The organism is Falsiroseomonas sp. (genome assembly GCF_051860665.1).
In the GTDB taxonomy this organism is placed as follows: domain Bacteria; phylum Pseudomonadota; class Alphaproteobacteria; order Acetobacterales; family Acetobacteraceae; genus Falsiroseomonas.
Genome location: NZ_JBHYDM010000032.1, coordinates 1 through 26,413, shown reverse-complemented (window position 1 = coordinate 26,413; position 26,413 = coordinate 1). Strand labels below are relative to the sequence as shown.

The window sequence follows — 26,413 nt, the reverse complement described above, 5'->3', positions numbered from 1 at the left end:
CGGCGCCCTCAGCTGATCTCGTTGAGGCGGTGCCGCAGCTGGCGGACGATGGCCTGGAATTCGGGGGTGGATTGCAGGTCCGGCCCGCGCGGCCGCGCGAAGGGCACCTGCACCTCCATATCCACGCGACCGGGGCGCGGCGAGAGCAGCAGGATGCGGTCCGCGAGGAACACCGCCTCCGCAATCGAATGCGTGACCAGCACGACAGTCTTGCGGGTTTCCATCCAGATGCGCTGCAGCTCGATATTCATTGCCTCCCGCGTCATCGCATCCAGCGCGCCAAAAGGCTCGTCCATCAGCAGGATGCGCGGGTCGTAGGACAGGGCGCGCGCGATGGCGGCGCGCTGGCGCATGCCGCCCGACAGCTCGCGCGGCCAGCGTTTCTCGAATCCCTGGATGCCGACGAGCTTCGCCAGCGCCTGGGCGCGGGCCGCACGATCGGCCTTCGGCGCGCCCTTCAGCTCCAGCGGCAGGGCGATGTTCTGCTCGATGCTGAGCCAGGGGAACAGATTCGCCTCCTGGAACACCATGCCGAGGTCGGACAGCGCCTCCGCCTGGCGCTGGCCGTTGCGCCAGAGGCTGTGGCCCTCGATGGCGATCTCGCCGGAGGTCGGCGCGATCAGCCCGCCGATCATCCGCAGCAGCGTGGTCTTGCCGCAGCCGGAGGGGCCGAGCAGCACGAGGAACTCGCCCTCCGCCACCGCGAGATCGGTTGCGGCGAGCGCATGCACCGGCTCATCGCGCGTGCCGTACCATTTTTCCACGGCCTGAAAGGCGATGGCCGGGTGGTGTTCGGGTGATGTGTGTGCAGCCTGCATCCCGCCAGGATCGCGCGCCTGTCCACCGCTGTCCATCCCGTTTCAGGCAAGCGGAAAATCCGCCTCCCCCGCCGCGATGGCAACCGCAGCCTGGTTCGCGCCGATGACGCGGGCAAAACCGAACTGCATGGCGGAGAGCGAGGCGGCGTGGCGCGCCTCGTCGAAATCCGCCACGGCATCGCGCACCACGAAGCAGCGCAGGTCGCGCTGCGCCGCGTCGCGCACGCTGCTCTCGACGCACATGGAGGTGGTGACGCCGCCGACCATGAGCGCGCGGATGCCGCGCGTGGCCAGCACCACATCCAGCGCCGTGCCGAAGAAGGCGGAGTAGCGCGGCTTGTCGAGCACTACGTCGCCGGGCTGCACGCCCGCCTCGTCCGGGATCTCGATATCGGCGCTGCCGGCGGCAAGCGCGCGCAGCTCGCCCAGCCGCGGCCGCAGCTCCGTCGTCAGCAGCCCGCCATCGGCATGATCCGCACGCAAAACATGCCGCGTCCAGATCACCGGCATGCCCGCGGCGCGCGCCGTGCGGGCCAGCGCATAGCCCTGTCGCGCAGCCTCGGCGCAGGCCGAGACATCCCGCCCCTGCGCGGCCACGAACCCCTGCGGATCCAAAAAGCCGCGTTGGTAGTCCACCAGCAGCAGCGCCGCCTCGCCTCGACGGAAGCGCATCAGGCGAGCGCGCGCTCGACATACTCGTTGGTATAGAGCGTCTCGGCCTTGACGCCCGCCGGGGCGAAGCCCGCCGCCGCCATCAGGTCGTAGCCACGCTGCCAGCGGTCCGGCACGTTGCGCAGCATATTCTCGCGCCCCGCGGTCAGCCAGAACTGCATCTCGTTGCGCAGGATCAGCGGCGCGGTGGCGGCGTTGCGCATCTCGGCAATCTCGAAGCCGCGCAGATTGGCCAGCGTCTTCGACAGATCCGTATCCGCCAGCATGTCGTCCAGCGAGCGCTTCACGGCGCGCAGGAAGCGCACCACCAGGTCGCCATTCTGCGCCAGCGTCGAACGGCGCGCGATGTAGCACTGGCCCGGGATCGGCGCGACATCGTCCGTGTTCCAGGACACATGCGGCGTATTCGCCGCCTGCAGCGCCACCGGCACGCCGGCCGAGACGATATAGGCATCGAGCCGCCCCTGCGCGATCAGCTGCAGCCCGGCCGGCGAATTGGGCGCCACCTGCCGCGCCACCCGCGCCCGGTCCAGGCCGCGATCCTGCAGCATCACATCGAGCACAATCTCGGTGGCGCCGCCCACGGACAGCACCCCGATGGTCTTGCCGATCATATCCGCCGGCGTGCGCACCGGCTTGGCCGGCGAGCTGATGACGAAGAAGGGCGAGCCCTGGCTGATGGTGCCGACCGCGATCAGGTCGTCGCCGCCAGGGCGGGAGGAGGCGCGGATATGGTCGCCGACCCCGGTGCGGGACAGCAACCCGCCGCCGCCCACGATCTGCTGCACCGCCATGGCGGAGCCGCGTCCCTGCTCAATGGTCACGTCCAGCCCCTCACGCTCGAAATAGCCGCCGCCCTTGGCGTTCAGCACGTCGACGAAGGCCAGGATATAGGAGAAGGGCGTGACGAAGGTCATCGCCCGCGCGGACTGCGCCCCGGCATCGCGCAGGGTGATGGCCACGAGCCCGCCGCCGCCCAGGGCGAGCGCGGCGCGGCGCGAAAGGGTCGGGTTCGGCATGGTCAGCTCCTCGGGCATGGCGCCCCAAGCTGAAACCGTGCCGGCCCCGCCGTCAATGGCACTTGCATCCCAGCAGCTAAACCGGGCGATCCCCCTGGATGGTCACGCGGTTGCCGTAGCGCGTCGCCGGCCAGTAGTCCCACATCGCCCGGTGCTGCGCGCAGCGGTTGTCCCAGAAGGCCACCGAATTCGCCCGCCAGCGGAAGCGGCACTGGAACAGCGGATTGGCGCTGTGCTCGAACAGATAGTCCAGGATCGCCGTGCTCTCATCCAGCGGGATGTCCAGGATCCGCCGCGTGAAACCCTTGTTGACGAAGAGCGCGCGGCGGCCCGTGACGGGATGCGTGCGGATCACCGGATGCACCGCGCGCGGATACACCGGCTTGTCCTGCACGCCGAGATTCGCATAGGTACCGCGATAGACCTCCTCCCCGTCATGCACGGCCGTCAGGCCTTCCAGATAGGTCTTCATCCGGTCCGAGAGCGCGTCATAGGCGGCGTACATGCTGGCGAACAGCGTGTCGCCGCCGACCTCTGGCTGCTGCTTGATGTAGAGGATGCTGCCCATCGGCGGTTCCTCGTCGCAAGAGACGTCGGAATGCCAGAACTCGCCATTGGCCCGCGGGCTGTCGCGATCCGCCTTGATGATCATCAGCGCGGGATGTCCTTCGGTCGGCGCCGCCGGATGGATGTGCAGCTCGCCGAACTGCCGGCCGAAATCGAGATGCTGCTGCGGCGTCAGTTGCTGGTCGCGGAAGAAGATCACCAGGTTCTCGGCCAGCGCGCGATGGATCTCCTGCATCTGCTGGGCGGAAGGCGTGCCGAGGTCGACGCCGCCGATCTCCGCGCCAATGATGGGGGTGAGTTTCTGGACCGTGATGCTGCGATAGGGCTCGGCGGCATCGGCGGAATGGCGGTAGCGTGGCCCGGTCTTTGCCGTGACATGGTTCATGGGCGTTCCCCTTCATTCGTGCATCAGGCGAGGCTGATGGTGACGCGAAAAGGGAACCGCAGCGGCCGGGCGAGGTCAAGCGCTACTGCAGCGTCACGATCTCCTCCGTCAGCCGGTCCAGCGGCATTTCCAGCTCCACCGCGCCGGCCTGCATGGCCGCCTTGGGCATGCCGTAGATCACGCAACTCGCCTCGCTCTGCCCCAGGGTGCGGGCGCCGGCGCGGCGCATCTCCAGCAGCCCCGCGGCGCCGTCCCGCCCCATGCCGGTCAGGATGATGCCCATCGCCGCGCGCCCTGCCACGGCGGCGACGGAGGCGAAGAGCACATCGACCGAAGGGCGATGGCCGGAGACCGGCGCACCGTCATGCAGCCGGCAGGCGAAATGCGCGCCATCGCGCACCAGCTCCAGGTGCCGCGCGCCGGGCGCGATATAGACGTGCCCGGGCATCACCCGGCGGCCATCCTCGGCCTCCGTCACCGTCATCGCGCATTGCGCATCGAGCCGCCGGGCGAAGGAGGAGGTGAAGCCGGCCGGCATGTGCTGCGTCACCAGCAGCGCCGGCGTGGTCGCGGGCAGGCGCGTGATCATGCGCTGCAGCGTCTCGACGCCGCCGGTGGAGGCGCCGATGGCGACGATGCGCCCGGCGGTGGACAGGCGCGGATCCACCTGCAGCGGCGCGCTCGCCTGCGTGCGCGCCTGCCGGGCCTGGGGCCGTGCGGCGGCGGCGGCCTTCACCTTCGCGACAAGCTCCGCCCCCAGTTCCAGCATGCCGCTGCGGATATCGATCAGCGGCTTCGGCACGTAATCCACCGCGCCGAGTTCCATCGCCCGCAGCGCCGCCTCCGCGCCCTTCTGCGTCAGCGTGGAGATCACCACCACCGGCATCGGCCGCAGCGCCATGAGCCTTTCGAGGAAGCTGAGCCCGTCCATGCGCGGCATCTCTATATCCAGCGTCAGCACATCCGGCGACAGCGCCTTGATGCGGTCGCGCGCGATGATGGGGTCGGGCGCGGTGCCGACCACGGTGATGCCGGGATCACGCGACAGCAATTCGGTTAGCAGCTGGCGGATCAGCGCCGAGTCATCGATCACCAGGACCTTCACGGGCATCAGATCATCTCCGCGGCGGGGAGCGGCCCCGCATCAAGCGCCGCGCCCCGCGGCGCCCAAGCCTGCCTGGCCGGCGCATCCGGCAGCAGCATCATGAAGGCCTGGCCGCTGACCGGCATGTAGAGAATGCGGCGGGCCTGCCGCCCACCCAGCTGCCGCACCACGGGGCTGATATGCGCCTGCTTCAGATAAGCGTCGACAAAACTCACATTGCGGCCGCCGATCTGGCCGCGGTCCTGCGCAAGCTGGGCGCCGCCGAAGAGCTTCACCTCCAGTCTCGGCCGCTGGCCGCCGCGCCGCAGGATGTCGTCGATCAAGCGATCCATGGCGAAGTTGCCATAGCGCAGGCTGGCCTCGCCCGTACCCCAGACACCTTCGCGGCTCTCCGGCAGCATGAAGTGATTGAGCCCGCCGATCCCGGCAACCGGATCGCGGATGCAGGCGGCGACGCAGGAGCCGAGCACAGTGGCGATCGCCTCCTCCGCCGCGGCCGTGACATAGTGCTCGCCGGGCGAGACCTTGATGATCCGACGGCCGGCCGCGGGGTTCATGCACGCCTGCTGCCCGCTCACCGCAGCTTGCGGTAGATGGTGCGGCCCAGATGCTGGAAGCGCTCGCTCACGCGGAACAGCGTCTCCGAATGGCCGACGAAAAGATGGCCGCCGGGGCAGAGCATATCGGCGAAGCGGTCGAACAGGGTGCGCTGCGTCGGCTTGTCGAAGTAGATCACGACATTGCGGCAGAAGATCGCATCGAAGGGCCCGCGCATCGGCCAGGCTTCCAGCAGGTTCAGCGGCAGGAAGCTGATCAGCGATTTCAGCTCCGGCCCCATCTCCACCTCCGCCCCCGCCGCCTGCGTATGGGTGCGGCGCAGCTGCGGGGGAATCGCCGCCGCGCGGTCCGCGGCGTAGCGCCCGGCCTCGCCATGCGCCACCATGTCCGTGTCGATATCGGTGGCGAGGATGCGCGCATCCCATCCGGCCAGGTCGGGCATGGCGCTGCGCAGCGTCATCGCGATGGTATAGGGCTCCTCGCCCGAGGAGCAGCCCGCGGACCAGATGCGCAACCGCCGCTGGCCGCGCGGCAGGTTGGGCAGCACGGCCTGCGCCAGGTGTTCGAAGTGATGCGCCTCGCGGAAGAAGCCGGTGAGGTTGGTGGTGATCGCATTGATCATCCGCACCCGCTCCTCCGCCCCCTCCGGCCCCTCCAGCACCTCCAGATAGGCGGCGAAGCTGTCGAGCCGCAGCGCGCGCAGGCGGCGCCGCAGCCGGCCATAGACCAGGTCGCGCTTGCTGTCGCTCAGCGCGATGCCGGAATGGCTGCGGACCAGCGCGACGATGCGGGCGAAATCCTGTTCCGTCAGCGGCACCTCGGCCAGCAGCGGATCCGCCAGGGTGGCAGCCTGCGTCAAAATGCCTCCCACCTGTCATCATCCGCCGCGCGCACGGCCTTGCTGCGCGGCGCCGCGGCCTTGGCGCGGGGCTTGGCGGCGGGCGCGGCCGGCGCGGTGAGGAGGCCCGGCGGCAGCACGAAGCCCGCCACCATGGCGGCCAGCTGCTCCGTCTGCTCCTCCATCGATTTCGCCGCGGCCGCCGCTTCCTCCACCAGCGCCGCGTTCTGCTGCGTGATCTTGTCCATCTGCACCACGGCGGTGTTCACCTGCTCGATGCCCGTGCTCTGCTCCTGCGAGGCGGCCGAGATCTCCGCCATGATATCCGTCACCCGCTTCACCGAGATGACGATCTCCTCCATCGTCTGCCCGGCGGAGGCCACGAGCTTCGAGCCGCTGTCCACCTTGCCCACGCTGTCCGAGATCAGCGCCTTGATCTCCTTCGCCGCATTCGCACTGCGCTGCGCCAGGTTCCGCACCTCCGCCGCCACCACCGCGAAGCCGCGCCCCTGCTCCCCGGCGCGGGCCGCCTCCACCGCCGCATTCAGCGCCAGGATATTCGTCTGGAAGGCGATCTCGTCGATCACGCCGATGATGTCGTTGATCTTGCGGCTGGACTGGGTGATGCCGTCCATCGTCTGCACCACCTCCGTCACCACCCGCCCGCCACGCTCCGCGATCTCCGAGGCGGAGCTGGCGAGCTTGTTCGCCTGCTGCGCATTGTCGGCGTTCTGGCGCACCGTGCCGGTGAGTTCCTCCAGGCTGGCGGAGGTCTCCTCCAGGCTCGAAGCCTGTTCCTCCGTCCGCTGCGACAGGTCGGTATTGCCCATCGCGATCTCCCGCGCCGCGGTGCTGATGGTGCCGCAGCTTTCGGTGATAGTCGCGACCACGCCCGACATGGTGTCCAGCATGCCGTTCACGCCGGCGCAGAGCTCGCCGATCGCGCCTTCCTTGCCTTCCAGCCCGATGCGGCGGCTCAGGTCGTTCGCCTGCGCCGCGGCCACGATGCCCTGCGTCTCCGCCACCGCATCCTTCAGCGCCTGGGCGACGCGCAGCTGCGCTTCCATCGTGTCCAGCATGCTGTTGACGCCGCCGCAGAGCCGGCCGATGGCGCCATCCAGCCCAGCCAGGGGAATGCGGCGGGAGAAGTCGTTGCGCTGGGCGCCGGCCACGATCTCCTCCGTCTGCGCCACGGCGGCCGCCAGCGCCTGCGCGGCGCGCACCTGCGCGGTCACGTCGGTGGCGTATTTCACCACCTTGAAGGGCCGCCCATTGAGATCGAGGATCGGGTTGTAGCTGGCCTGGATCCAGATTTCCTGCCCGCCCTTGCCGATGCGCAGATACTGCCCGGAATCGTATTCCCCGCGTCCCAGCTTGTCCCAGAAGGCGCGGTATTCCGGCGTATGGCGCTGGTCGGGCGGCACGAAAAGGCTGTGGTGCTGGCCGCGCACCTCCTCCAGCGTATAGCCCAGCGCGCGCAGGAAATTCGCATTGGCCTGCAGGATGCGGCCATCCAGGCTGAACTCGATCACCGCCTGCGCCTTGTCGATCGCGGCGAGCTGGCCTTCGAAATTCGCGGTCTGCAGCTTCTGCTCGGTGATGTCGGTGGCGTATTTCACCACCTTGAAGGGCTTGCCCTCGGCGTCCAGGATCGGATTGTAGCTGGCCTGGATCCAGACCTCGCGCCCGCCCTTGCCGATGCGCTTGTACTGGCCGGCATCATACTGGCCGCGGCCCAGCTTGTCCCAGAAGGCGCGGTATTCGGGGCTCTGGCGATAGGCCGCTTCGACGAAGAGGCTGTGATGCTGGCCGCGCACCTCCTCCAGAGTATAGCCGAGCGTGGCCAGGAAATTCGCATTGGCACGCAGGATGCGGCCATCGAGGGTGAATTCGATCACCGCCTGCGCCTTGTCGATCGCGGCGAGCTGGCCCTGGGCATTGGCCTCCGCCTGCTTGCGCGCCGTGACATCCGCCACCAGCACCAGCGCCTTCTCGATGCGCTCCGCCTCGTCGCGCACCGGCATGGCGGAAAGCTTCAGCAGGCGTTCCGTGCCGTCCGGATGGCGATGGCGCAGCAGCGCCGTGGCCGCGGCACCACGCTGCCATTCCTCCTGGAAGCGCCGCTGCGCCTCGCTGCCGCGTTCCATCTCCGCCAGCAGCCCGGCATGCGGCAGGCCGCGAAGCGCCTCCACCGTGGTGCCGAGCAGCGCGGCGAAGGGCGGCGTCGCATCGATCAGGCTGCCATCGAGGCCGATTTCCACCATCGGCTGCGCCAGTTCCAGCGCGGCCATGCGCGCTCCGAGGTCGCGCACGGCGGCGCGACGGTCGCGGGCGCCGCGGCGATCCATGAATCCGATCGGCTGCAGGGCCTGGGTGGTACGGCTGATGAACATGGTGGTCTCCGGTTGGGGGACGGCCCGATCGCGGGCCGCCGAGGGGCGCGCCTGGCGCGCGCCCGGCTAGAATTCCTTCCAGGCGTCTTCGCGCGCGGCCGCCGGCGCCGGCTTGCGGCTGGGCGCGGCGGGCGGGCTGGGCTTGGCACTGGGCTTGGCACTGGTCCTGGCGCCGGGCTTCACGACAGGCGAGGGCCCCGCGATGGCAAGCCCCGGCGGCAGCACGAAGCCCGCCACCATGGAGGCCAGCTGCTCCGTCTGCTCCTCCATCGATTTCGCCGCGGCCGCCGCTTCCTCCACCAGCGCCGCGTTCTGCTGCGTGATCTTGTCCATCTGCACCACGGCGGTGTTCACCTGCTCGATGCCCGTGCTTTGCTCCTGCGAGGCGGCCGAGATCTCCGCCATGATATCCGTCACCCGCTTCACCGAGATGACGATCTCCTCCATCGTCTGCCCGGCGGAGGCCACGAGCTTCGAGCCGCTGTCCACCTTGCCCACGCTGTCCGAGATCAGCGCCTTGATCTCCTTCGCCGCATTCGCACTGCGCTGCGCCAGGTTCCGCACCTCCGCCGCCACCACCGCGAAGCCGCGCCCCTGCTCCCCGGCGCGGGCCGCCTCCACCGCCGCATTCAGCGCCAGGATATTCGTCTGGAAGGCGATCTCGTCGATCACGCCGATGATGTCGTTGATCTTGCGGCTGGACTGGGTGATGCCGTCCATCGTCTGCACCACCTCCGTCACCACCCGCCCGCCACGCTCCGCGATCTCCGAGGCGGAGCTGGCGAGCTTGTTCGCCTGCTGCGCATTGTCGGCGTTCTGGCGCACCGTGCCGGTGAGTTCCTCCAGGCTGGCGGAGGTCTCCTCCAGGCTCGAAGCCTGTTCCTCCGTCCGCTGCGACAGGTCGGTATTGCCCATCGCGATCTCCCGCGCCGCGGTGCTGATGGTGCCGCAGCTTTCGGTGATAGTCGCGACCACGCCCGACATGGTGTCCAGCATGCCGTTCACGCCCGCGCAGAGCTCGCCGATCGCGCCTTCCTTGCCTTCCAGCCCGATGCGGCGGCTCAGGTCGTTCGCCTGCGCCGCGGCCACGATGCCCTGCGTCTCCGCCACCGCGTCCTTCAGCGCCTGCGCCGCACGCACCTGCGCGGTGATGTCGGTGGCGTATTTCACCACCTTGAAGGCGCGGCCGTTCTGGTCGAGGATCGGATTGTAGCTGGCCTGGATCCAGACCTCGCGCCCGCCCTTGCCGATGCGCCGGTACTGGCCGGCATCGTATTCGCCGGCCCCCAGCTTGTCCCAGAAGACTCGGTATTCGGGGCTCTGGCGATAGGCGGCATCGACGAAGAGGCTGTGATGCTGGCCGCGCACCTCCTCCAGGCTGTAGCCCAGCGCGTTCAGGAAATTCGCATTGGCATGCAGGATGCGGCCATCCAGGCTGAACTCGATCACCGCCTGGGACTTTTCGATGGCGGCCAGCTGGCCCTGCTGGGTGCGCAGCTCCGTCACATCCATCCATTCCAGGATATTGCCGTCATAGACGCCGTCCGCGTCGTAGCTGGCATTGACGTTCAGGGCGAACTTCAGCGCGCCAACGGTGATGTCGGTGCGGAAGGGCAGCTTCGACGGATCCGCCAGCATGCGGCGCTGATGCGAAGGATCGCGATGGAAGGTGTCGATGCACATGCCGACGATGCGCGCGGGATCGAAGCTCGGCCACAGCTTGCGGAAATTCTCCGCATGCTGCGCCAGCAGCTCCTGCGTCGTGCGGTTCACATGCGTCACGACGAAGTCGCGATCCACCATCATCACGGCGACGGAAGCCCGCTCCAGCGCCTGGCCGGCATGCAGGCTCCGCGCTTCCTCCTGCGCATCCTGCGCCAGCACCAGCGCCCGGCGGGGTCCCGCCTCCTCGCTCGCCAGTGGCATCGCCGACAGGCGCAGCGGCCGCGCGCCGCCGCCTTCTCCCTGATGGCGCAGCAGGGCCGTGGCCGCCTCGCCCGAGGCGATCCGCGACAGCAGGCGGCCCAGGCCACGCTGCGGCGTCGCCGCGGCGCGCTCCGCCTCCGTCAGCAGGCTGGCATAGGGCCGGCCGCGCAGCGACTCCGGCTGCGCCCCGAGCAGCGCGGCGAAGGCCGCGTTGACATCCAGCAGCGTGCCATCGGCCGCCAGCTCGATCATCGGCTGCGCCGCTTCCAGCGCCGCCAGCCGCGCCTCCATCTCACGGACGGAGGCGCGGCGGTCGCGCGCGGCGCGGCGATCCAGGAAGCCCAGCGGCGAGGGGGGCGTTTTGACCCGGCTCATGAACATGGCAGGTGCTCCGGCTTCAGGCGTTCATCGGTGCAGGCGCGGCGAGGATGTCCTCGCCGAAGTTCAGCAGCGCATCGAGCGAGACCAGCGCGACCATGCCGCGTTCCAGCGGCACCAGGCCGGAGAGCAGGCATTCAGGCGCCTGCGCCCCCATCTCCGGCACCGGGCGCACCTCCCCGGGTGCGACCGCGATGATGTCGGAGACCGCATCCACCAGCAGGCCCGCCAGGCGCGTGCCGGTCTGGATGATGACCACCACATGCATCGGCGTCGCTGCGGTGGCCGCCATGCCGAAGCGCGCGCGCAGGTCGAGGATCGGCACGATCACGCCGCGCAGGTTGATGACGCCGCGGATCCAGGATGGCGCATGCGGAATCGCGGTGGTTTCCGTCCAGCCCTTGATCTCGCGCACCGCCATGATGTCGATGCCGAATTCGGCCGCATCCAGCGTGCAGGTGATGAACTGTCCGGCGGTGCCGCTGGCGAGGTCGCCGGCCGGCGCGCCGAAGCCGGCGGGCTGGGCGTGATGGTTCATGGGAAGGTCCATGGGGGGATCCTTGCGCGCTATTGCAGGGCGAAATGCGGGGCGACGGGTCGCGTGGCCGTGGCGCCGGCCTGGCCCAGGCCGAGGCCGGGAATGTCGAGGATCAGCGCGACGCGGCCATCGCCCAGGATGGTGGCGCCGCCGATGCCCTCGACGCGGCCGTAATTCGCCTCCAGGCTTTTCACCACCACCTGCTGCTGGCCGACCAGGTCATCCACCAGCAGGCCGATCTGGCCGGCATGATCCGTCTCCACGATCACGACGATGCCGCGCGCGGGATCGGCCTCCGCCTCCGGCACGGCGAAGTGACGATGCAGCGGCAGCAGCGGGATATAGGCGCCGCGGATCGAGAGCACCTCGCCGCGCCCGACCACCGCATGGATATCCTCCCGCCGCGGCCGCAGGCTTTCGACGATGGCGGCGATCGGCAGGATATAGGCCTCCCGTCCGACGGAGACGACGAGCCCATCCAGCACCGCCAGCGTCAGCGGCAGCGAGAGCAGGAAGCGCGATCCCGCGCCGAAGCGCGATTCCAGCGCGATGCGCCCGCCCAGCGCCTGGATATTGCGGCGGACCACATCCATGCCGACCCCACGGCCGGAGACGGCGGAGATGGTGGCGGCGGTGGAGAAGCTGGGCAGGAAGATCAGCTCATCGATCTCGGCGTCGCTCAGCACCGCATCGGGCGCGACCAGCCCGCGCTCCCGCGCCCGCGCCAGCACGCGCGCACGGTCGATGCCGCGGCCGTCGTCGGACAATTCGATGACGATGCGGCCGCTGCGCTGCGCCGCGCTGAGATGCACCGTGCCCTGCCGCGGCTTGCCCGCCGCCTCGCGCTGCTCCGGCGTCTCGATCCCATGGTCCAGCGCATTGCGCAGCAGATGCGTCAGCGGATCGGCCAGCTGCTCCACCACGGTCTTGTCGATCTCGGTGGATTCGCCGGTCACCACCAGCCGCACATCCTTTCCGAGCTGCGCCGACAATTCGCGCACCAGCCGCGGCATGCGGGAGAAGACGGATTTCACCGGCTGGGTGCGGATGGACATGACGCCCTCCTGCAATTCCCGCAGATGCTGCGACAGCGCCTCCAGCCCCGCCGTCAGGCCGGGGCTGAGATCGGGCGGCAGGCTGCTGGCATGCTGCACCAGCATGGCCTGGCCGATCACCATCTCCCCCACCAGGTTCACCAGCCGGTCGATCTTTTGCACGTCCACGCGCATGGACTGCGCGGTGGGCTGGCTTGCGGCGGCGGCTTGCGGCGTGGCGGCGACAGCTTGTGCGGCCAAGGATGCAACAGCGGCCGGCGCGGCCTCCTGCGGCGTGTCTGCCTTGGCCACCACCTCCGCCTCGATGGGCGAGATGGTCAGCTCGCAATCGTCCGCGACGAATTCGAAGACCTCCTCGACGCTTTCGCGCGGCACCGCGGCCTGCAGCCCGAAATGCCAGTCGAGATAGGCATCCTCCGCCTCCATCCGCTCCAGCGACGGCAGGCGGGTCAGGTCGGCGCTGACCGTGACGGGGCCCAGGCGCTGCAATTGCCGCACCAGCAGCAGCGGCTCATTGGCGTTGCGGAAAAGCTCCGGCCGCGGCCGGAAGTCGATGCGCCACCCCTCGGGCAGCTGGGCGGTCGCCCGGGCCGCCGGCGCCGCCGCGGCGCTCGGCGCGCTGGCCGGTGCTTCGGCCGCGATGCGGAAGTCCTGCATCAGCGCATCCTCGAAGCCCGCGGCCACCTGCGTGCCGGCGCGTTCGGCCGCCAGCAGGTCGGCCAGCGCATCGGCGCCGCGCAACAGCAGCGCCACCCGCCCCTGGTCCAGCGCCAGGGTGCCGTCCCGCAGCAGGTCCAGCAGCGTCTCCATGCCATGCGCCAGGCGCACCAGGCGTTCGAAGCCGAAGGCGCCGCCGCCGCCCTTGATGGAATGGATGGCGCGGAACAGCGCATGGACCGTCTCGCCATCCTCCCGCCCCTCGGCGAGGTCCGAGAGCTGCGCATAGGCGCTTTCGAGGAGCTCCGCGCTCTCCTCGAAATAGGTGGCGCGGAGGTGGTCGAAGCTCATCGCCTTCAGCCGGCCACGCGCTTCACGACATCGACCAGCTTCTCGGGGTCGAAGGGCTTCACCAGCCAGCCGGTGGCGCCGGCGCTCTTGCCCTCGGCTTTCTTCGAAGCTTCCGATTCCGTCGTCAGCATCAGGATCGGCACGGCGCGCATGCGCGGATCGGCGCGCAGCGCGCGGATCAGCGCGACGCCGTCCATGTTCGGCATATTGAGGTCGGTGATCACCACATCCACCGGCGCGGCCTGTAGCGCGGCCAGCGCCAGCTTGCCATCCGCCGCCTCGCTCACCTCGAAGCCGGCCTTGCGGAGGGTGAAGGCCACCATCTCCCGCATCGTGCGGCTGTCATCCACCGTCATCACGCGCTTCGCCATGGTGTCAGACCTCGAGGGGGATGGCGGTGGAAAGGCCGAGATCGGCGATCGCGGCGACCAGCACGGCGGAGGCGCCATGCAGGCGGAAGGGAATGCCGCGCGCCCGGGCGCTGGCATGGGCGGCCGCCAGCAATTGCAGGCAGGGGGTGGAGACGCGCTCCACCGCGCTGCCCTCCAGGCAGAGCGCCGAATCCTGCAGCCGCTCGCGCAGCGCCTGGCAAAGCGGTTCCGCCTGGGTGAGGTCCAGCGAGGCCGGAAGGACCAGGCTTGGGGAATCCTGCGAGGCCGGATCGCGGGTTGTGGGCATGGGGCCTGGTCCGTTGCGAGTCTCGCGCATCCTGCGCCAATTAGATTGGCGGCCGGTTAAGCGGCCGGCCCGCCGGGTGCGGTCAGAACAGCTCCACCTCGCCGCCCGCCGCATGCGCCTCCGGCGCCGCGCCGGAATCGTCCAGCAGCCGGGCCAGGAAGCGCTGGCGCACACTGCTCAGCGATTGCCGGTCCAGCATGCGCTGCAGCAGCGCCGCATCCGGCGCGATGGCGCCGCCGAGCTCCGGCACCGCCGCGCGGCTGTCGCCCTGCAGCGCCTCCGTCGCCTCCCCCAGCGCGCCGATCGCATCCGTCACATGGGTCAGGTGCTGGGTCGTGCGGTCCTGGAACTGCGCGCCGGTGACGAGGTGGGAGATGGTGCCGGCCATGGCGGTGGAGGCGGTGACGGCCTCCGCCAGCACGGCGGCCAGGGCCTGGTTCTGCGCCACCATCCCCTCCAGCACCGCATCCAGCCGCGCGCGCGTCGCGGCCTCCGCCGAACGGTCGCGGCCGGCGATCGCCTGCAGCTCCGCATGCGCGCCGCGCACGCCGCGCGCCACCGCCGCGATTCTCTCGCGCACGAGGCGGGAGGTGGTGTCGGTCTCCTGCGACAGCTCCTTCAGCTCCATGGCGATCACCTTGAAGGTGCCGCCGGCGCCTTCCGCGCGCTGCGCCTCGATCGCCGCATTCAGCGCCACGAAGCGGGTCTGGCGGTTGATGGTATCGATCCGCGCCACGCATTGCTCAGCGCCCACCACCTCCGCCGTCACCTCGGCCAGGGCCTGCACCATCCGCGTCGCCTGGTCGGAGACCTGGCCCAGCGCCTCGATCGCCTGCAGCAGCGCCGTCTCCACGAAGCGCGTGGCCTGCACCATGGGCACGGCCTCGCCGGCCACCTGGATGGTCTCGACGATGCCGGCGACGCGCGTCACCAGCCCGCCCTGGGTCTCCGCCGCATCGGCCAGCTCGCGGAAGCGGCCGCTCAGCTCGATGGTGCTCTGCTCGATCAGGCCGGCGGAGGCGGTCAGCTCCTCCGTCATGGCGATGAAGGCGCGGCGCTCGATCTCGCCGAGCTCCAGCCAGCGGCGCAGCAGCTCCAGCTTGGGATCGGCCATGGCCTCCCGGGGTTCGGCCAATGCCGCCTGGGCTTGCAGACCTGCCACGCTGAAAATCCCGCTTCCTGCCAGTGCGGGGGCATCCTGCGCGGGGGGGTGACAAGATTCGGTAAAGCGGCGCCGGCCTGGCCGGGACGCTTGCCTTCCGCCCGCGCGCCCCGACATGCGGGGCGGAAGGGGAGGAACCGCCACCGGATGACGCCCGCCCTGACGCGCCGCGCCGCCCTCGGCCTGCTGGCCGGCCCGGCCACCGGCTGGGCCGCGCAGCCCGGGGACGACCCGGCCTGGGAGGTGCTGCGCCAGGGCGGCATCGCGCTGTTCCGCCATGCCCAGGCGCCGGGCGGCGGCGACCCGCCGGGGATGCGCCTCGGCGCCTGCGAGACCCAGCGCAACCTGGACGAGACGGGCCGCGACCAGGCCCGCCGCATCGGCGCGGCCTTCCGCAGCCGCGGCATCGCGGTCGGCGCCGTGCTCGCCTCCGCCTGGTGCCGCACGCGGGAGACGGCGGAGCTGGCCTTTCCCGGCGCGGTGCGGCTGGAGCCGGCCTTCGATTCCTTCTTCGGCAACCGGGCGGCGGAGCCGGAGCGGACCGCCGCCGCGCGACGCATCCTGCTGGGCTGGGAGGGGCCGGGCGCGCTGGTCGCCGTCACCCACCAGGTGAATATCACGGCGCTGACGGGCCTGTTCCCCGCCTCGGGCGAGGCCATGCTGCTGCGGCGCCAGGGGGCGGCGCTGCAGCCCGCCGGGCGGCTGCTGCCGTGAGGGCCGCGGCCATCCTGCTGGTGGTGCTGACCCTGGCCGCCGGCGTGGCGGCGGGGCTGCTCTATCTGCAGCGGGCGCGCCGGCCCTGGCTGACGCGGGCACATCTGCTGCTGGCCCTGGCCGCCACCGCCCTGGTGGCGGGCCTGGCGGTCTCCGCCCCGCGCGGCGGCAGCCCGCCGGATGCCCTGCCGCCGCTGCTGCTGGGCCTGGCGCTGGCCGCCGGCTGGTTCGCGCCGCGCCTCTTCGGCCGCGGCCGCCCCCGCGCCAGGCTGGCGCTGGCCGCCCATGCGCTGGTCGGCGTGGCGGGCTTCCTGGTGCTGCTGGCCTGGCTGCGCGGGGGCGGTTGAAAAGCCCGCCGCCCTCTCGCATATCGCCGGCCGCGCATAGCCAGAAGGGACCCGTCATGAGCGAAACCGTGGAGCGGCATGAATTCGGCGCCGAGGTCGGCCGCCTGCTCGATCTCGTGGTGCATGCGCTGTATTCGGAACGCGAGATCTTCCTGCGCGAGCTGGTGGCCAATGCGGCGGATGCGGTGGACCGCCGCCGCTTCGAATCCCTGACCGATGCGGCGCTGATGCTGCCGGAGGACGCCAAGGTGCGCATCGTGCCCGACAAGGCGGCGCGGACGCTCACCATCTCGGATGCCGGCATCGGCATGTCCAAGGCCGACCTCGCGCAGCATCTCGGCACCATCGCGCGCTCCGGCACGCTGGCCTTCGCGAAGTCGCTGGCGGATGCGCCGGCCGCCGAAAAGCCGAGCCTGATCGGCCAGTTCGGCGTCGGCTTCTATTCCGCCTTCATGGTGGCGGATCGCGTCGAGGTCACCTCCCGCCGCGCCGGGGCCGAGGAGGCCTGGATCTGGGCCAGCGAGGGCGCCGGGGCCTATACGCTGGCGCCGGGCAGCCGCGCCGAGGCCGGCACCGACATCGTGCTGCACATCAAGGCGGATGCGGAGGAATTCCTGGAGCCGCTGCGGCTGCAGACCATCATCCGCAAATGGGCCGACCACATCACCATCCCCATCACCGTGGCGAAGGACGGGGTGGAGGAAGCCGCGAACGAAGGCACGGCGCTGTGGCGCAAGTCGAAGTCCGAGGTGACGGAGGAGCAGACCACCGAATTCTACCGCCACCTCGGCAATATCTTTGACCAGCCCTGGGCAACCCTCCACTGGCGCGCGGAGGGCGCGCTGGATTTCACCGCCCTGCTGTTCATCCCCGGCATGAAGCCCTTCCAGGCGGTGGAGGGCGAGCGCGAAAGCCGCGTGCGGCTGCATGTCCGCCGCATGTTCATCACCGAGGAAGCGGCGCTGCTGCCGCCCTGGCTGCGCTTCGTGCAGGGCGTGGTGGATACCGAGGACCTGCCCCTCAACGTCTCCCGGGAAATGCTGCAGGCCACGCCGGTGCTGGCCCGCATCCGCCGCGCGGTGACCAGCCGCGTGCTGTCCGAGCTGAAGACCAAGGCCAAGGACGCCGAGAGCTTTGGAAAATTCTGGGAGAATTTCGGGGCCATCCTGAAGGAGGGCGTCTGGGAAGATGCGGAGCATCGCAAGGACCTCGCCCCCCTGCTGCGTTTCCGCTCCTCCGCGGTCGAGGGCTGGACCTCCCTGCCCGACTACGTGTCCCGCATGAAGCCGGGGCAGGAGGCGATCTATGTCCTGCTCGGCGACAATGCCGCGGCGCTGGCCAAGTCGCCGCAGCTCGAAGGGTTCCGGGCCAAGGGCGTGGAGGTGCTGCTGCTGACCGACCAGATCGACGCCTTCTGGCCGGAGCGTCTGGAGAAGTTCGAGGACAAGCCGATCCGCAGCATCACCCAGGGCAGCATCGACCTCTCGGCCATTGAGGGCACGGCGCAGGAGGGTGAGGCCGCCGACCTCTCCCGCCTGCTGCCGCTGCTGAAGGAGGCGCTGAAGGCCGATGTGGCCGATGTGCGCGCCACGGACCGGCTGGTGGACAGCGCCGTGGTGCTGGCCGCCGGCGAGATGGGGCCGGACCTGCAGATGCAGCGCCTGATGCGCCGCGCCGGACGCGGTTTCCCGGGCGGGTTGCCGGTGCTGGAGGTGAATCCTCGCCACGCCCTGATCCGCCGCCTGGCGGAACAGGCCGCGGGCGATGCCGATATGGCCGATAGCGCGGGCCTGCTGCTGGACCTGGCCCGGGTGCAGGATGGCGATACGCCGCGCGACCCGGTGGCCTTCGCCCGCCGGGTGGCGGAGGCGCTGGCGCTCGGCTGAGCGAGCCGGCGCGGCGGGCCTCCGCCGCGCCGGGCTTCAGCCTTCCAGCTCGCGCAGCCGCTGCATGTGGAAGCCATCGCCGAGCTGCGCGCGCAGCTCGGCCTGCCCGGTCTCCCGCATGGCGGCATAGGAAGCGGGGTTGCGCGCCAGGTCGGCCAGGAAGCCCAGCATCTCCTCCGCTTGCGGGAAGGTCAGCACGCCCGGCGTGGCGGCCGCCTCCTCCGTCACAAGCGCCACCGGCCGGGCGCGCAGCAGGGCCTGCGCCACGCCGCTCAGCAGGCCCAGCTTGGCGACCTTCGCCTCGCGCTCCACCAGCAGGGTCACATCGGCGAAGAAGTCGTTCCAGAAGTTGCGCCCGCGGCTGGCCAGCACCACCCGGGCGGGGGACCCGGCCAGGCTGTCCCTGGCATCGGGGTCCACCAGTACGACGGGGGCGGTGCCGGTGGCCGCCTTCAGCGCGGCGATGAAGGCCAGATCCTCCTCCGTCACGCCACGGCCGACCAGCGAGACGCCGATGCCGCCCAGCTCCGCTGCCGGGCGGCTGTCGCCGAACAGATTGCTGGCCAGGGCGATGTCCCAGCGGTCGTGCAGCGCCTGGCCCTGCGCCAGGTCCGGCCGGTTGACGAAAAGCGCGAAGTTCACCGGCAGCACGCGGCCGGGCAGGCGCAGCTCCGCCAGCCGCTTGCCGGCCTCGGCCGCTTCCGCCGGCGTCGGCACCAGCACCACCAGCTGGCTCTCGGCATGCGGCCGCGTCGCATGGGCCAGCATGTCCAGCGCCCGGCGGCCATAGACGAAGAGGCTCACCGGCCCCTCGGGCGCTCGTCCAGGATGCCGATGCCGGCGCCGCGCAGCCGCTGCGCCTGCCAGCAGAGCGCCTTGGGCGCGGTGCCGAGGATGTTCCAGACCTGGCTGCGCAGGCCCTGGCGATGCTCGATCACGGCGTGGTTCAGCAGCATCGTCGCCAGCTGGGAATCCGAGCCGAGATCCGCGACATGCAGCACCGGCCGCAGATCGGCGCCCGGCGCCGGGGAGGCCGGCTCGGCCCCGACCCGCGGCGCCGTGCGCGGGGTCAGGTGCAGCCGGGCAAAGGCCGCCGCGTCAGCCTTCGGGGCCTGCGGATCGGGCAGGCCATCCCCGGCCGCGCCCGGCGTGCCATCCGGCAGGATGAAGGGCGCGCGGCCCTCCGCCAGGCAGGCGGCCAGCCAGTCCAGCCAGGGGTCCAGCGCCGGCAGCGCGGCCGAACCCGCGCCGGGGCCCTCCGGCGCCAGGGCCAGGGCCTCGGGCAGCTGCACCAGGCTGGCGGTGCCGCAGAAGCCGGTGATGCGGGCCAGGAAGTCCTGCTCCGCGCCCTGGTCGATGGCGGCGAAATAGCCGATGTCGCGCACCACCTCCGCCCGGCGGAACAGCAGCGCGGCGCGATGCGGCTGGCGGAAGGTGCCCTCCGGCCCCGCCAGCGCCTGGCCGGCGAAGTCAAGCTGGACCAGCTGCGAGATGCAGGCGAGCAGCGTGGGCTGCGCCGCCAGCGCCGCCACCTGCCGCTTCAGGCGCTCGGGGTGGGACACCACGCCCGGCGCGTGACACAGCACGAATTCGCCGGCGGCGGCCTGCAGCGCCAGGTTCAGCGCGGCGCCGGCCGGCAGGCGCCTGGCCTGCACGATCGGGCGGATACGCTTGTCCTGCTGCGCCAGGCCGCGCAGCAGCCCGGATGTGGCATCGGTGCTGGCATTGTCGACGACCAGCGCCTCCCAATTGCCATGCGTCTGCGCCTGCAGCGCGGCGAGGCTGGAGGCGAGGCTGGCGGCGGCGTCGGTCGCCACCATCAGCACGGAGACCAGCGGCCCGTCGCCGGCGGCGCGCCAGGGCCAGGCGAAGCCATCCAGCAGCCCGCCCGCCGGCGCCGGCTGCCGCGCCGCCAGGGGCGCCAGCTGCTGGCTTTCGAAGAAGGCGTTCAGCAGCACCAGCTTGTCGGCGGCCAGCGGCTCGGCATTGGCCAGCAGCAGCATCAGCTCCGGCGCGGGCAGCGCCGCCTGCAGGCGGCCGGCCTCCAGATGCGCCAGGCCGGACTGGCGGTTGCGCAGCAGCAGGTCGAGATAGAGCGCGACGGAAGCGGCATCCGCCTGGAAGGCGGGCGTGCCACGCGCGGCGGCAAGGCTGGCGAGCGCCTGGGCCGGCGCCTCCGCCCGCAGGCCGGCGGCAAGCAGGCGGCGCGCGGCCAGCAGTTCCGGCTGGCTGGCGACCAGCCCCTGCAGCAGCGCCCGCGCCTCCGCCACGGCGCCGGTGGCGAAAAGCGCGGCGGCGCCGCGCAGCAGAAAGGGTGTCACGGCCTCCGGCGCCGCGCCGGCCACGCGGTCCCGCGTCTGCCGGAACAGGGCGCAGGCGCCCGCCGGGTCGGGCAGCGCCCAGAGCCGGTCCATCGCCTGCGCCGCGGCCCCGGCCAGCGCCTCGCCCGGCATCGCTGCCAGGTCCCGCAGCAGGGCGGCGGCCTCGGCATAGGCCTGGGACAGGCCGATCTCGGTCTTGCTTGCGTCGATCAAGGAAGGAGCCTCAGGCACCGGGGGGCCTCTGGGTTCGGAGGGGGAAAGGCAGGCCAGTCACGCGGGCCGCAGGCGCCCCCTGCCGGGGCCCTGCAGGCGAAAGGCAACCATTGCATGGCTGGACCAAGGCTAACATCGCGACAGGGGCGGCACCAGCCTGCGGGCGGCGGCGCCGGCGGCCGGAAACATCAGTGCAGCAGGGGGTCGAGCACGCGGCCGAGGTGCTGGCTGATGCGCTGCGGATGGAAATGCGCGGCGCGGTCCAGATAGGCGCGCGCCAGCCCGGCGCGCTCCTCCGCCGTCAGCGCCAGCGCATCGGCGACCGCGCGCCGCAGATCCTCGGCCGAATCCGGCTCGAAGAGGAAGCGCTGGGAGACGACGGGCAGCAGTTCGCGCAGCTGGCGCGTCGCCGGGCCGATGAGCAGGGAGCCGACGCTGAGCGCGAGCAGCGCGACGCCGGAGGTGAGGAAACGCTCATAGGGGATCACCACGCAGGCGGCGCCGCGCATCAGCGCCGGCACCTCGGCATCCTCCACCTTGCGGATGTCCCACAGGATATCCTCGCGCCCCGCGGCCTGGGTGCGCAGCTCATCGAGGAAGGGATCCTCCGGAATCGGCTCGCCGCTGATCTGCAGCTTCGCCTGCTGCGCGGCCAGGAAATCCGGCGTCAGCACCTCGATCAGCCGCTCCGTGCCCTTGTAGCGGCGGATCTTGCCGAAGGAGAGGATATTGCGGCCATGCGGCGTGGCGGGCGGCGCGGCGATGGCGGCCTGGGCCGCGGCCTCCGGCTCATAGACGCCGAGATAGGAGGGATGGGGCAGGAAGTAGATCTTGCGGCGGTCGAGGCGGATCTGGTCCGCCAGCACGTTGATCGCCTCGGTATTGTGCACCAGGATCCGGTCGCAGCCATCGCCGATCGCCTGGCGGATCTGCAGGAACTGCTGCACATGCTCCAGCTCATGCGGCAGGCTGTTGTGCACGGTCCAGACCAGTCGACCGCCCATGGCGACGAAACGCTCGATCGCGCCGCGGAAATAGTCGGCGGCGACGCGCGCCTCCACCTCCGTGCGGCAGGGGCGCACGATGTGCTCCTCCCAGTGGATGTGCAGCAGCACCTTCTCCCGCGCCTGCAGGCGGGCGATGGCATCGTCGATGCGCCCACGCAGCGGCACGTAGCGTTCGGCCAGGCCGGAATAGAGCACCTCCGTATAGGGGTTGTCCCGATACATGGTGCAGTTGATCACCGGAACCGGCATGTCAGCTCTCTCGCACGGGCAGGATGATCTTCGGCGCGACGAAAGGCCTGACGCGCAGCGGGAAGGGCATATAGGCGGGCTCGCCGGCCTTGATGCGCGCGTGGAAGGATTCGGAATTCTCGTGGTAGATGTGCCGCGGCTCGGTGAAGCCGGTGCGGGAGATGCCGAATTCCTCGCTCGCCGTCAGGCTGTCCGACCGCGCCCGGCCGAACAGCAGCGGCCAGCGCAGCCGCGGCACGGCGCGGGCGCCGTAGGTCAGGCCGATGCGCTGGATGAATTCCAGGTCCGCCGCGATGCGCACGCTGTCGAAGAAGCCGACCTTGTCGATCACCGGATCGCGCCGGAAGACCAGCGAGATGCAGCAGAGATGCGAGATCTGGCCGCCGGCCTTGATGACGATGTCGCCGTCCGAGGTCATGCGCAGCCAGTCCGTGGTCAGCCCCACCACATCCGGCCGGCGCAGCAGCACGCTGATGCTGCTGGCCAGGCGGTCGGGATGCGACCAGTCGTCGGAATCCTGCAGCGCGATGAATTCGCCCTGGGCCTGCAGCATGCCGGTGTTCTTGCTGACATAGGTGCCGTCATTGGTGGTCTTCAGGATCACCTTCACCCGCGGGTCCGACCGCTCCAGCTCCATCAGGATCTCGGGCGTGCGGTCCGTGCTGGCATCGTCGACGATGATGAGCTCGAGGTTGCGGTAGCTCTGCTGCAGGATCGAGCGCGCCGCGGTCGGCAGATAGGCCTCGACGTTGTAGGAGGTCATCACCACGGAGACCATCGGCCCGTCGAAGACCGGCGGGAAGGCGCCGGCGAAGCGGCCATGCCGGCCGCTGCCCACCAGCTGGTCGAAGGCCTGGGCGCCCTGGCTGCGGTCGAGCAGCACGGGCTGCGCGCCGACGCGCGCGAACATCGGGTCCAGGCAGCGCAGCGCGCCCGGCGTATCGCCCGCCTTGTGCGCGACGGCGTAGCGGAACAGCGGCATCTCCAGCGGATAGGCGGCAGCGCCGCCATGCCGGTGCGTCCAGTCCACATGCTGCGCGGCGCGCGCGTTGTTGCCGGTCTCCAGGTTCACCGCGGCCGCCAGCAGGCGCAGTTCCAGATCCGCCGGCGTGCGCGCGATCGCCTCCTCGGCGGCCTCCAGCGCACGGTCGAAATGGCCGGTGAAGAACAGGTTGCGGACGTATTCGCGCTGCATCTGCCCGCTGTCGCGGGAGGCGGCGCCATCCAGCAGGGCCTGCGCCTCCTCCACCTCGCCCAGGCCGCGATGGGCGCGGATGGCGAAGACGGTGGCGCGCTCGTCCCGCTCCTCCGGCTGCATCGCGCGGAACCAGCGCAGCACCGTCTTGTGGTCGCCGGAGAGCTGGCCGAGGCGCATCAGCTCGGTCTTGTAGCGCAGCTCCTCCGGCGCCGCCTCGGCCAGGCTTTCGAGGATCGGGATCGCCTCGTCGAAACGCTCCGCCATGGCGACGGTGCGGGCATATTCGTAGCGCGTCGGCGCATCGCTCGGCGCCGCGGCCAGCTCGCGCTGCCGGATCTCCAGCAGCTGCGCCATCAGCCGGTCGGCGCGCTGGCGGGAGCGCAGCGGCTCCCGCTTGTTCAGGTCCAGCTCCAGCGCCAGCACCCGCTCATTCAGGCGCGGATCCTTCGGCTTCTGCAGCAGGGCGCGATCCAGCAGGCGGATCGCCTCCTCCGTCGCGCCCAGGCGGTGCTTCAGCGTCGCCGCCAGCAGCAGCGCATCCATCTCCGCCGGCTTGCGGCGCAGCACCGATTCCGCGAGGCCCAGGGCATTCTCCAGCTGGCCCGCGGCCTGCTGCACGCGGGCGGCGGAAAGCTGCATCCAGGGATCGACGATGGATTCCGGCGGCAGCAGGCCGAGCGCCGGCAGCAGCTGCGCCATCCAGTCCTGCGCCATCGCGTCCTTGCAGAGCTGCGCGATGCCGAGCAGCCCGGCGCGGTCGAAGGCCTGCACCGTCTCCGCGATGCGGCGCGGCGGCAGGAAGGCAAGCGCCATGGCCTGCACCACGCCGCGCGCCAGGGCCGCGCGCACCGCATCCGGCGGCAGCACGCCGAGCGCACTGGCCGGCATGGCCGGCGACCGGGCGCCCGTTTCAAAAAGGCCGAGGAGAAGGCGCTGCGCCCAGCCCGGCGCCAGCCCCTCCAGCGCGGCGCCGGGGGCGCCCGTGGCACGCTGGCGGATCACCGCCTCCAGCACCCGCCAGGCGGGCTCGGTGGCCGCGGGCAGGGCTTCCAGCCGCCGCAGCGCCTCCGCCGGCGCATCCGCCTGCAGCTGCAGCGCCACCGCCAGGCGCGCGAGCGCCGGGTCGCGCGGTGCCTGGTCGATCTGCTGCAGCGCGGAGGCCGGATCGATGAGGCCCGAGAGCAGCCGCAGGCTGAGCGACAGGGCGCGCGGCAGCGGCAGGCAGGGCGCATCGGCCAGCAGCGCATCCAGCTGCTTCAGCGCATCGCCGGTGCGGCCTCGATGGGCCAGATAGCCGGCGCGGTCCAGCTCCTCCTTCTTGCGGGCCAGGATGCCCTGGATCGCTTCCGCCGGCAGTTCCGCATAGACCGGCACGCGGGCCAGCGGCGCGGCCGCCGGCGCCTCCGCCGGATGCACCAGCAGCTCACCCTCGATGGTATGCGGGACCGGGGCCAGCAGCGGCACCGTCACGCTCGCCTCGAGCAGCCCGCGGACGAGCCTTTCGGGCTTGAAGTCGAGCGCCAGCGGCTGCGGTGCCGTCAGCTCCAGCCGCAGCGGGCAGCGCAGCGGCTGCGCCAGGGCGAGTTGCGCGGTATCGACATGCACCACCAGCACGCGGCCATCGCGCCAGCGCGTGGTCACCGGCAGCCTGGCGGCGCCGGGGGCTGCCGTGGCGCCCGCCACCGCGACCACCGCCCGCAGCCGCGCGGCGACGGCGCGCTGCTTCGGGTTCAGCGCCGCCGCGGGGCCGATCAGCCCGGTGATCAGATCCGCCTGGCCGAGGAAGTGCAGCACCTCCGCCGACCAATCCTCCAGCGGCACCTCGGCGCGGCCGAACAGCGCCTGCAGCATCGCCAGGTGCCCCGGCTCCAGCGGCTGCTGCGCCGCGTGCTGCGGCGGCTTGCCGTCGCGCAGCGGGACCAGCACGTTGCGGTCGAATTCCGGCGCCAGCAGGAAGCGTCGGATGCAGTGGTGGTAGCCCTCCCGCGCCGAGGCCACCAGATTGTCGCGCGGGGTCGGCGGGCGGCCGAGCACGTAGCGGAACAGCGTATCGACGCCGAGCGGCGAGGTGGCGGCGGTGAAGACACGATGCCGCAGCAGCGGATCCTCCACCGCCTGCGCGCGAAGCGCCGCCTCGGTCCGCTCCGCCAGCCGGGCCTGCGCCTCGGGCGGTGCCGACTGCCAGCCGGGGGTGCCGAGCCGCAGCGCGGAATCCTCATGCGTCAGCAGGCGCAGCAGGAAGCGCGGCCAGCGATCGGCGAAGCTGGGACCGGAGAGCTGCAGCCGCCCCGCGAAGACATGGATCTCGGCCAGCCGGCGCAGCGCCTCCGGCACCGTGGCGCCGCGCGCCGCCTGCGGCGGGGCGGTACCGGCGGCCAGCGGCGCCAGCACCGTCTCGGCGAAGGCATCGGAGAGCAGGATCGCGCGCGCCGCCGCCAGCGGGTCCGTGGCGCCCGGGGGCAGCCGGGAGGCATCCGCCTGCCCGAGCAGCAGGTCCACCAGGCCCGCGGCCCAGGCGGGCGGCTTCGGTGCGGCGCGCAGATTGCCGTCCTTGACCGCCACTTCCGGGTTGGATTCAGACAAGGCGCGCTCCGATTCCTGCTGGAAGCCTGTCGGCCCGGCGCCTTCCTGGAACAGCCGCCGAAACGCCAACGAGACAAGACGAACCCGGCGCCCGGACGGCAAGGGCGCCATACCCCAAGGTCAAGCCACCGTCCATGCGATGATCAATTAATTGGAATTCATCTAAATAGGGAGACCATCCCGATCCAAATTTGGTCGCGCTCAAGGCGTTACGACCGTAGCGGCTTCCTGGGTTCCCCAGGACATTAGGGAATCGATGTAAGTAAAAATCAAGCCGCCACGCGTCAGGGCTGTGTCGCCACCCGTCACGGTTGTGCCACGGCACGCTGGTCAGGCCCGGCCGTAGGTGTCTTCCAGGCGCACGATGTCGTCCTCGCCCAGATAGGACCCCGACTGCACCTCGATCAGCGTCAGCGGGATCATCCCCGGGTTCTCCAGCCGGTGCACGCAGCCCAGCGGCAGGTAGACGCTCTCATTCTCCCGCAGCAGGATCCGCTCCCCGTCCCGCTCCACCACCGCCGTCCCCGCCACCACCACCCAGTGCTCCGCCCGGTGGTAGTGCTTCTGCAGGCTCAGCTTGCTGCCCGGCCGCACCGTGATCTTCTTCACCTGGAACCGCGTCCCCAGCGCCACCCCCTCATAGGACCCCCAGGGCCGGTAGACCCGCCGGTGCTCCGTCGCCTCCTTGTGGCCCCCCGCCTTCAGCTGCTCCACCATCTTCTTCACGTCCTGGGCCCGGTCCCGGTGGCAGGCCAGCACCGCGTCGTCCGTCACCACCAGCACCACATCCTCCAG

General features: G+C 71.0%; 22 protein-coding genes. 3 read left to right on the top strand and 19 right to left on the bottom strand.

Annotation, left to right across the window (positions count from 1 at the left end; all coding sequences use genetic code 11):
• Positions 1-8 precede the first annotated feature (8 nt).
• The 14 genes from ACTIF1_RS22330 to ACTIF1_RS22265 form a co-directional block, all read right to left on the bottom strand.
• Complete coding sequence (locus ACTIF1_RS22330) at positions 9-764, bottom strand: ABC transporter ATP-binding protein (protein ID WP_439598658.1); 756 nt, start codon at positions 762-764, stop codon at positions 9-11.
• Between the two features lie 96 nt (positions 765-860).
• Positions 861-1,490 (bottom strand): cysteine hydrolase family protein, encoded by a 630-nt coding sequence (locus tag ACTIF1_RS22325; protein ID WP_439598657.1) that lies wholly within the window; start codon positions 1,488-1,490, stop codon positions 861-863.
• Positions 1,490-2,527 (bottom strand): ABC transporter substrate-binding protein, encoded by a 1,038-nt coding sequence (locus ACTIF1_RS22320; RefSeq protein ID WP_439598656.1) that lies wholly within the window; start codon positions 2,525-2,527, stop codon positions 1,490-1,492. The genes ACTIF1_RS22325 and ACTIF1_RS22320 overlap by 1 nt, the downstream gene beginning before the upstream one ends.
• A gap of 58 nt (positions 2,528-2,585) precedes the next feature.
• A complete protein-coding gene (locus ACTIF1_RS22315; protein ID WP_439598655.1) occupies positions 2,586-3,461 on the bottom strand; it encodes a TauD/TfdA dioxygenase family protein in 876 nt (291 codons plus the stop codon).
• Positions 3,462-3,543: 82 nt separating this feature from the next.
• A complete protein-coding gene (locus ACTIF1_RS22310) occupies positions 3,544-4,572 on the bottom strand; it encodes a protein-glutamate methylesterase/protein-glutamine glutaminase (protein WP_439598654.1) in 1,029 nt (342 codons plus the stop codon).
• Positions 4,572-5,123 carry a chemotaxis protein CheD gene (locus ACTIF1_RS22305; RefSeq protein WP_439598653.1) on the bottom strand — a complete coding sequence of 184 codons (552 nt, stop codon included), beginning with the start codon at positions 5,121-5,123 and terminating at the stop codon, positions 4,572-4,574. The genes ACTIF1_RS22310 and ACTIF1_RS22305 overlap by 1 nt, the downstream gene beginning before the upstream one ends.
• A 17-nt stretch (positions 5,124-5,140) precedes the next feature.
• Complete coding sequence (locus ACTIF1_RS22300) at positions 5,141-5,983, bottom strand: CheR family methyltransferase (RefSeq protein ID WP_439598652.1); 843 nt, start codon at positions 5,981-5,983, stop codon at positions 5,141-5,143.
• A complete protein-coding gene (locus ACTIF1_RS22295; protein ID WP_439598651.1) occupies positions 5,980-8,355 on the bottom strand; it encodes a methyl-accepting chemotaxis protein in 2,376 nt (791 codons plus the stop codon). Before ACTIF1_RS22295 ends, ACTIF1_RS22300 begins: the two co-directional genes overlap by 4 nt.
• 66 nt (positions 8,356-8,421) lie before the next feature.
• Positions 8,422-10,656 (bottom strand): methyl-accepting chemotaxis protein, encoded by a 2,235-nt coding sequence (locus ACTIF1_RS22290; protein ID WP_439598650.1) that lies wholly within the window; start codon positions 10,654-10,656, stop codon positions 8,422-8,424.
• A 22-nt stretch (positions 10,657-10,678) separates the two neighbouring features.
• A complete protein-coding gene (locus ACTIF1_RS22285; protein ID WP_439598649.1) occupies positions 10,679-11,209 on the bottom strand; it encodes a chemotaxis protein CheW in 531 nt (176 codons plus the stop codon).
• 17 nt (positions 11,210-11,226) lie between these two features.
• Complete coding sequence (locus ACTIF1_RS22280; RefSeq protein ID WP_439598648.1) at positions 11,227-13,260, bottom strand: chemotaxis protein CheA; 2,034 nt, start codon at positions 13,258-13,260, stop codon at positions 11,227-11,229.
• Between the two features lie 5 nt (positions 13,261-13,265).
• Entirely contained in the window at positions 13,266-13,631 is a 366-nt protein-coding gene (locus tag ACTIF1_RS22275; protein WP_439598647.1) for a response regulator, read from the bottom strand.
• A 4-nt stretch (positions 13,632-13,635) separates the two neighbouring features.
• A complete protein-coding gene (locus tag ACTIF1_RS22270; RefSeq protein WP_439598646.1) occupies positions 13,636-13,938 on the bottom strand; it encodes an STAS domain-containing protein in 303 nt (100 codons plus the stop codon).
• 82 nt (positions 13,939-14,020) lie between these two features.
• Complete coding sequence (locus ACTIF1_RS22265) at positions 14,021-15,100, bottom strand: methyl-accepting chemotaxis protein (protein ID WP_439598645.1); 1,080 nt, start codon at positions 15,098-15,100, stop codon at positions 14,021-14,023.
• 147 nt (positions 15,101-15,247) lie between these two features.
• Between ACTIF1_RS22265 and ACTIF1_RS22260 the strand changes: the two genes are divergently transcribed.
• The 3 genes from ACTIF1_RS22260 to htpG are packed head-to-tail and all read left to right on the top strand — an operon-like array spanning position 15,248 to position 18,047.
• The gene (locus tag ACTIF1_RS22260; RefSeq protein WP_439598644.1) at positions 15,248-15,814 is read left to right on the top strand and encodes a histidine phosphatase family protein; all 567 of its coding nucleotides are present in this window, start codon (positions 15,248-15,250) and stop codon (positions 15,812-15,814) included.
• Positions 15,811-16,161: a hypothetical protein gene (locus ACTIF1_RS22255; protein WP_439598643.1), complete on the top strand. Its 351-nt coding sequence runs from the start codon at positions 15,811-15,813 to the stop codon at positions 16,159-16,161. The genes ACTIF1_RS22260 and ACTIF1_RS22255 overlap by 4 nt, the downstream gene beginning before the upstream one ends.
• Before the next feature lie 56 nt (positions 16,162-16,217).
• On the top strand, positions 16,218-18,047 hold the full coding sequence (gene htpG, locus ACTIF1_RS22250) for a molecular chaperone HtpG (RefSeq protein ID WP_439598642.1): 1,830 nt from the start codon (positions 16,218-16,220) through the stop codon (positions 18,045-18,047).
• A 36-nt stretch (positions 18,048-18,083) separates the two neighbouring features.
• Here the strand turns inward: htpG and ACTIF1_RS22245 are convergent, their stop codons facing one another.
• The 5 genes from ACTIF1_RS22245 to ACTIF1_RS22225 all read right to left on the bottom strand — a co-directional run.
• Complete coding sequence (locus ACTIF1_RS22245) at positions 18,084-18,851, bottom strand: hypothetical protein (RefSeq protein ID WP_439598641.1); 768 nt, start codon at positions 18,849-18,851, stop codon at positions 18,084-18,086.
• Positions 18,848-20,581, bottom strand: a complete 1,734-nt coding sequence (locus ACTIF1_RS22240) for a glycosyltransferase (RefSeq protein ID WP_439598640.1) — start codon at positions 20,579-20,581, stop codon at positions 18,848-18,850. Before ACTIF1_RS22240 ends, ACTIF1_RS22245 begins: the two co-directional genes overlap by 4 nt.
• Before the next feature lie 188 nt (positions 20,582-20,769).
• Complete coding sequence (locus ACTIF1_RS22235) at positions 20,770-21,837, bottom strand: glycosyltransferase (RefSeq protein ID WP_439598639.1); 1,068 nt, start codon at positions 21,835-21,837, stop codon at positions 20,770-20,772.
• A gap of 1 nt (position 21,838) precedes the next feature.
• Complete coding sequence (locus ACTIF1_RS22230) at positions 21,839-25,618, bottom strand: glycosyltransferase (protein ID WP_439598638.1); 3,780 nt, start codon at positions 25,616-25,618, stop codon at positions 21,839-21,841.
• Positions 25,619-25,948: 330 nt separating this feature from the next.
• On the bottom strand, positions 25,949-26,413 hold a 465-nt coding region (locus tag ACTIF1_RS22225; protein ID WP_439598637.1), incomplete at its 5' end, for a cupin domain-containing protein.